This is a genomic window from Amphibacillus indicireducens (assembly GCF_039539605.1).
Lineage (GTDB): Bacteria > Bacillota > Bacilli > Bacillales > Amphibacillaceae > Amphibacillus > Amphibacillus indicireducens.
In genome coordinates this window covers 52,113-59,340 of record NZ_BAABDL010000118.1, presented here as the reverse complement: position 1 = coordinate 59,340, position 7,228 = coordinate 52,113, and the positions used below count along the sequence as shown (strand labels likewise).

The 7,228-nt window shown below is 37.0% G+C and carries 9 protein-coding genes; all 9 read left to right on the top strand.

All coding sequences use genetic code 11. The annotated features are described in order from the left end of the window. Positions 1–229: ABC transporter permease subunit (locus tag ABD814_RS10960; RefSeq protein WP_344913078.1), on the top strand; the 229-nt coding region annotated here is incomplete at its 5' end. A gap of 45 nt (positions 230–274) precedes the next feature. After that, positions 275–1,171, top strand: a complete 897-nt coding sequence (locus tag ABD814_RS10955; protein WP_344913085.1) for an ABC transporter permease — start codon at positions 275–277, stop codon at positions 1,169–1,171. A 101-nt stretch (positions 1,172–1,272) separates the two neighbouring features. Next, positions 1,273–3,081 carry an oligopeptide ABC transporter substrate-binding protein gene (gene opp4A, locus ABD814_RS10950; protein ID WP_344913076.1) on the top strand — a complete coding sequence of 603 codons (1,809 nt, stop codon included), beginning with the start codon at positions 1,273–1,275 and terminating at the stop codon, positions 3,079–3,081. A 128-nt stretch (positions 3,082–3,209) separates the two neighbouring features. Beyond that, a complete protein-coding gene (locus ABD814_RS10945; RefSeq protein ID WP_344913074.1) occupies positions 3,210–3,383 on the top strand; it encodes a sigma factor G inhibitor Gin in 174 nt (57 codons plus the stop codon). A gap of 450 nt (positions 3,384–3,833) precedes the next feature. Further along, entirely contained in the window at positions 3,834–4,463 is a 630-nt protein-coding gene (tmk, locus tag ABD814_RS10940; protein WP_344913072.1) for a dTMP kinase, read from the top strand. Positions 4,464–4,489: 26 nt separating this feature from the next. Then, on the top strand, positions 4,490–4,819 hold the full coding sequence (locus ABD814_RS10935) for a cyclic-di-AMP receptor (protein ID WP_344913070.1): 330 nt from the start codon (positions 4,490–4,492) through the stop codon (positions 4,817–4,819). 21 nt (positions 4,820–4,840) lie between these two features. Continuing rightward, positions 4,841–5,281: a YaaR family protein gene (locus tag ABD814_RS10930; RefSeq protein WP_344913068.1), complete on the top strand. Its 441-nt coding sequence runs from the start codon at positions 4,841–4,843 to the stop codon at positions 5,279–5,281. A 126-nt stretch (positions 5,282–5,407) separates the two neighbouring features. Then, positions 5,408–6,394, top strand: a complete 987-nt coding sequence (holB, locus tag ABD814_RS10925) for a DNA polymerase III subunit delta' (RefSeq protein ID WP_344913066.1) — start codon at positions 5,408–5,410, stop codon at positions 6,392–6,394. Positions 6,395–6,400: 6 nt separating this feature from the next. Further along, on the top strand, positions 6,401–7,228 hold the full coding sequence (locus ABD814_RS10920) for a PSP1 domain-containing protein (protein WP_344913064.1): 828 nt from the start codon (positions 6,401–6,403) through the stop codon (positions 7,226–7,228).

Below are 7,228 nucleotides of genomic sequence, written 5' to 3'. Positions count from 1 at the left end.
TGCCGCCTTCTTCGGCTTTGAAATTACTGGGTTAATTGGTGGTACCGTCTTTATTGAAACGATTTATAGTTATCCAGGCATGGGACTTCTCTTTATGGAAGCTATTACTGGACGTGACTCAAGTGTGGTCATCTCGGTCGTTTTACTCTTTGGTATCGCATCAATCTTAGGTGCTCTCCTATCGGATATTATCCTAAGTCTAGTTGACCCACGGATTCGAATTAAGTAATCGGGAAAGGAGTGAGTTTTAGTGGAAGAGACAAATGTTGAAGCAATGAATTTAGATATTAGAAAACAGAAGAAAGCCCATCGAAATCAGAGTGGCTTGAATATACTTTGGCGAGAAATTGTTCGAGATAAGTTAGCTCTATTTTCGTTAATATTCTTTGTTGGTATTACTGTACTTGTTTTTACAGTTTCCTTAGTGTTGGATTTAAATGAGATCGTTCGAGTCGATTTATTTTCAATTCACGAACCACCAAGTGCTGAGTTTTGGCTCGGAACTGATTATGGTGGTCGTGATGTCTTTGGTCAATTGATTATCGGGACGAGAAACTCGTTATGGATTGGTTTTGTCGTTACATTCTTAACAGGTGTGATTGGAATCACCTTTGGTTTAATTGCAGGTTATTTTGGTGGACATGTTGATAACGTCATGATGCGTATTTTAGACTTCTTTCAAATTTTACCATTTTTGATGATTGTTATTGTTTTTGTGTCGATTGTTCCAAACTATAGTACACTTGCATTTTCCTTGATAATGACCGCCTTTTTATGGATGGGGATTGCCCGTTTAATTCGTTCAAAGGCACTGCAAGAACGCGAGCTAGATTATGCGCAAGCATCTAAAACGCTCGGTACACCACAATGGAAGATCATGTTTGGTCAAGTTTTACCAAACTTAAGTTCAATTATTATTGTTTCAATGACATTGAACTTAGCAGCTAATATTGGATTAGAGTCAGGACTATCGTTTTTAGGATTTGGTTTCCCTGAGTCAACACCGAGTTTAGGAACATTACTCAGTTATGCGCGAAATCCGCAAACGTTAGAATATCGCTGGTGGATTTGGTTACCAGCTGCGATTTTAATTTTCTTACTCATGCTTAGTGTCCGTAACATTGGTGAGGCACTAAAAAGAGCAACAGACGCAAGACAGCGTCGAGGTTAAGTGTTTTCTTAATTATTGTTATCTACACCTTAAATAGGTGCTAGCATATATCATCAACGTTAAGTTGATAAAAAAACATAAAAAAATAGGGAGGTTATTACATGACAAAGGTTAGTATAAGAAAAGGCATATTTGCACTTATCTTAATGTCATTGTTAGTTTTAGCAGCATGTAGTGGCGAAAAATCAGATGAGATGTTCTCAATTGATGATTTCGAGCAAATCAAGACAAATGAAGGGGATGCAACAGGCGGAGGCGAATTAGTTTTCGGTCTTGTATCTGATACACCATTTGAAGGAACATTAAACTATAACTTCTATTCTGGTAACCCAGATGTGCAAATTATTGATTGGTTTAATGAGTCACTTCTAGCGATTGATGGTAACTATAACTATACTCAAGATGGAGCAGCTACTTTTGAAGTAGATCGTGATTCGAACTCGATCACATTTACCATCAATGAGAATTTAAATTGGCACGATGGTGTGCCTGTAACTGCAGAAGACTGGGCCTATGCTTATGAGGTTGTAGGACACCCTGAATATGAAGGTGTGCGTTATACTCAAGCCCTAAGTAGTGTTGAAGGTATGCCAGAATATCATGCAGGAGAAGCAGATACGATTTCAGGAATTGAAATCATTAATGATAAGACAATTAAATTTACGTATCATCAGTTTACACCATCACTATTATCAAGTGGTGTATGGGCATATCCGTTAGCTAAGCATATTTTTGAAGATATTCCAATTGCAGAGATGGCATCATCAGATGCAGTACGTCGTAACCCAATTGGTTATGGACCATATAAAGTTGACTCAATTGTTCCAGGTGAGTCTGTAACAATGGTTAAAAACGAAGATTACTGGAGAGGCGAACCACAACTTGATGCTGTAACTGTTCAAGTAATTAACCCGAACGTTGTCGTTCAATCACTTGAAACAGGTCGTGTTGACGTAGTAAGTTCATTCCCAGCTGATCAATATGCAGATAATTATGAAATGTCAAACGTTGAGTTCTTAGGTACAATTGATAATGCTTATACGTACATTGGATTTAAGTTAGGTCGCTGGGATGCTGACGCTGGTGAAGTGGTTATGGATCCAGATATGAAGATGGCAGATGTTAACTTACGTCGTGCAATGTGGCATGCGGTTGATAACGATGCAATCGGGAATCGTTTCTATGATGGCTTACGTTGGAATGCAACAACATTAATTCCACCTTCACATCCAGATTACCATGATGACTCGATTGAGGCACCAACATATGATGTTAAAAAAGCGAATGAAATCTTAGATGAAGCTGGTTATCTTTATGTTAATGAGGATGATGAGTTCCGTTCAGACAAAGATGGCAATGAGTTAGTGATTAACTTTGCCTCAATGTCAGGTGGAGATACGGCTGAACCACTTGCACAGTATTACATGCAAGCATGGGCAGAAGTCGGCTTAAACGTAAAACTTTTAGATGGTCGTTTACAAGAATTCAACACATTCTATGACCGTGTTGAAGCAGATGATCCAGATATCGATGTTTATCAAGGTGCTTGGGGTGTAGGTTCTGACGTTGACCCTTCAGGACTATATGGCCGTACAGCAGCATTTAACTACCCACGTTTTGCAAGCGAAGAAAATGATCGCTTACTAGCAGAAGGTTTATCTGAAGAATCATTCGACTACGAGTACCGCCAAGCTGTTTATAGCGAGTGGCAACAACTTATGGTTGATGAAATCCCAGTATTTCCAACTGTTTACCGTGCACTTATTGTTCCAGTTAACAACCGTGTAACGGATTACTATATCGGTAATGGTACTGGTAAGTATCGCTATCAAATTGGTGTAACTCAAGATGAGCCATTTGAGGCTGATGAAATTACGCCTGTAGAAGAAGAAGAAGCAGACGAAGAGTAAGAATATTAATCTACCCTGTTAGGAACACCTAGCAGGGTAGGTTTTTTATGTGCATTATTTATTTTTCTAGAAAAATAGTGTATAGGTTAATCCACTTTCGGTAAAGCTAGCAAATGGAGGTGGAGAGGATGCATTATTGTCATATTTGTGAGACAAATCAGTCAGAGGGCATGTTTATCTATTATTTATACGTCTGTGATCAATGTCAGACGAAAATGATTGCAACTGATCCAGAAGATCCCAGTTACCGTTTCTTCATTAATAAGTTAAGAAGAATGAGGGAACAGCCGTTAAAAAGTTGACTTAAAAATCTCGTATTCTAATCCACTAAGAATACGAGATTTTTAAGTGAAGCTAGATAATTATACAAAGACCTAAATTATTCATAGTTTATCGCAAAGTAATTGATAATGCTTAACTAAATGCCTTTCGTTTATATGTACGCACTCACTTAAAGGGTGAACGGAAATAATGTATAGTCATCTGAAGACACGAAGACTCCAGCGGGAATCGGATGAGCCGAAGATCCACTTTTGTAGCGATTTTTGCTACAAAAGTTAGCTAAGGCCATCCCCGCGGAACGCGAAGTGTCTTCAGATGACGACCTCTCATATGAATAATTAAGGAAAGAACATTTAATTTTTTCGCATAAACATGATACAATAATAGTAAGAATTAACAGAATGCTTTGTTGATGAGAAATGGATTCTAGCAAAGTGGATCGTCTCAGCAAGCTAAAGGAGAATAATAAAGTGAGTGGATATTTTGTCACATTTGAAGGAGGCGAAGGGGCAGGTAAATCGTCAGCTTTAACTGGTGTTGCGGAATTGTTGAATTTACAAGGCTATTCAGTTGTGATTACTCGTGAACCGGGTGGCATTAGTATTTCTGAACAGATTCGTGAAATTTTATTAGATAAGAAGAATATCGAAATGGATGCCAGAACAGAAGCTTTATTGTATGCTGCTGCAAGAAGACAGCATCTTATGGAAAAAGTTAAACCTGCTTTAGAAGAAGGAAACATCGTTTTATGTGATCGCTTTATTGACAGTAGCTTGGCTTATCAAGGTCATGCACGCGGTTTAGGAATCGATCATATCTATCAGATCAATCAATTCGCAATTGATCATTTTATGCCGGATTTGACCTTATTTTTTGATTTGAAGCCAGAAGTCGGATTGGCTAGAATTCAAGCAAACCAATTTCGTGAGAAAAATCGTTTAGATGTTGAGCACTTATCATTTCATCAAAAGGTTTATCAAGGTTATCAATTATTACAAAAGCGTTTTCCCTCAAGGATTTATTCGATTGATGCGGAGCAATCATTAGAAAGTGTGATTGAAGCATCTTTTAAAAAGATAATGTTGCAAATTAATGGATAGGAAGATTATTCAGGAGGCGACTGATCATGAAGTTAATTATGGCTGTTATTGAAGATAAAGATAGTAATCGACTAATTGATGCACTCAATAAAAAAGATTTTAAGACAACGAAGCTATCTTCAACAGGTGGTTTTTTAAAAGAAGGTAATACAACATTAATTATTGGTTGTGATGATGAGTATGTTGATGATGCACTTGAGATTATCAAAGAGAAGTCTAGTCAACGTGAGCAGATGGTTGCTCCGATTTCTCCAATGGGAGGAAATACAGATTCATATATTCCACAGCCAATCAATATCGAAGTTGGCGGATCAACAGTATTTGTTCTACCAGTGGATCAATTCCATCAATTTTAGTGATTAAAGGATGAACGTATTGTGAAGATTAATAAAGATATTAGGTCACAGCTTGATGCTCGAAAGCCAAAAAAAGCAGCGTCTAAGAAGAAGAGTCTATCTTTTGATGCAATGGTGATGGCGCAGTCCGAAAAGCTACAAGTCGATCAACTTGAACAGTTGATGGAGGAAATTACTGACCAAGGTGAACGTCTTTCCCGTTATCGTACGATTCGAGAATTAACGAAATTCAAACGTTTTGTGAAGGATTTTATTCAAGAAGCTGTCCAGTATGGCTTGGATATATCTCATTCTCATACGTTTCAAATGAATGGAAATAGTCGTCGATTATTGATTGTAAAGCAAATAGATGAAAAATTAATTGAGCTAACGGAAGCAGTTGTCGAGCAAGAAAAGCGTTCAATTGACTTATTGGATATGATTGGAGAAATTAAAGGAATGTTGATCAATTTATACTCGTGAACAAGTGACATTCCAACGATCTGTGGTAAAATAATGATAACAACAAAAGGGTGAAATCGATCATGTTGATTTCATTCTTTTTTAATAGAGTGAATTGAAATTGGTTTCTAGATTGGTGGTGTGGTTATGAGAAGTTGGTCAAATATGATAGAACGTCAACCGATTGCTACAAAAATGTTGCAGCAAATGTTAGTCAGAAAACGTGTTTCACATGCCTACCTAATCCAAGGTGACAAAGGAACAGGTAAGGAAGCAATCGGCTATTTATTAGCAAAGAGTTTATTCTGCAAGCAAATTGACAATAGTGAACCGTGTAATCAATGCCATGATTGTAAGCGAATTGACTCTGGTAATCACCCAGATGTCCATTGGATTCGCCCAGATGGAGCATCGATTAAAAAAGATCAGATTGCTCACTTACAAAAAGAGTTTACGTATACAGGGATGGAGTCGAATCAAAAGGTTTACTTGATTTATCATGCGGATTTAATGACAACAAATGCTGCTAATCGATTATTAAAGTTTTTAGAAGAGCCAAGTCGAAAAACGACTGCTATTTTAATGACTGAAAATAATCAGGCTATTTTGGATACGATTAAATCAAGATGTCAAATACTAACATTAAAACCGTTGTCACCACAATCTGTTCAACAATTGCTAGAAGCTGATGGTGTTTCTCGAGAAAATGCCCGTTTATTTTCTGTTGTGATGCCAAACCTTGAACAAGCGATGAAGTTAGATCAAGATGAGTGGTTTGCGCAGGCACGAAGCTTAATGGTACAATTGATAGGTATACTCCAATCGAATTGGGATGAGACCTTATTTTTTATTCAAAAACAATGGATGACTCATTTTTCAGATCGAGACAAACTTAATTTGGGCTTAGATCTGTTAACATATTGGTTTAAGGATTTGATTTATTTACAGCTTGACCAACAAGAGTCACTTGTTTATCAAAGTTATTTAACAGAGTTAGAGAAGGCTACCTGGCACTGGTCACGACAAGATATTGTTACGATTCTAGCTTTAATCTTAGAAGCTAAAAAACAATTAACACAAAATGTTCATCCGACATTAGTGATGGAGAAACTAGTACTGCAGATGCAGAGGTGATGATAGATGATAGAAGTTATCGGTGTCCGTTTTAAAAAGACGGGTAAAATATATTATTTTGATCCAGACCGTTTAGATATAGTTAAGAATGAATATGTGATTGTAGAAACATTACGAGGTGTAGAGTTTGGTAAGGTTGTGATTGCAAATAAATCAGTTGATGAGGAAGATGTCGTCTTACCGCTTAAAAAAGTCATTCGGATTGCGACGAAAAAAGACAAGCATACCGTTTTAGATAATAAAAAAAGTGCTGAAGAAGCTTATCAAACTTGCTTCGATAAAATTAATCAACACAATCTAGACATGAATTTAGTTGATGTTGAGTATACTTTTGATCGTAATAAGGTGATCTTTTACTTTACAGCTGATGGAAGAATTGATTTTAGAGAATTAGTTAAAGATCTCGCAGCAATTTTCAAAACAAGAATCGAATTAAGACAAATCGGTGTCAGAGATGAGGCAAAGCTATTAGGTGGTATCGGTCCATGTGGTCGGATGCTATGTTGTTCAACTTTCCTAGGTGATTTTGAGCCTGTTTCGATTAAAATGGCTAAAGATCAGAATCTATCACTAAACCCTGCAAAAATATCGGGGCTATGTGGCCGTCTCATGTGTTGTCTAAAATATGAGAACGATGATTATGAACAAGCGAAAAAGCAGCTTCCTGACCTTGGTGAACGAATCGAGACCCCACTTGGAAAAGGAAAAGTTGTTGGTTTAAACATACTTGAGCGTGTGATTCAAATTGAAATTACTGATAAAGAGCGCGTTGTTGAATATACTTTAGATGAATTAATTGAGCAAGGTATTGTTGATTTAATGACCATGGAATAA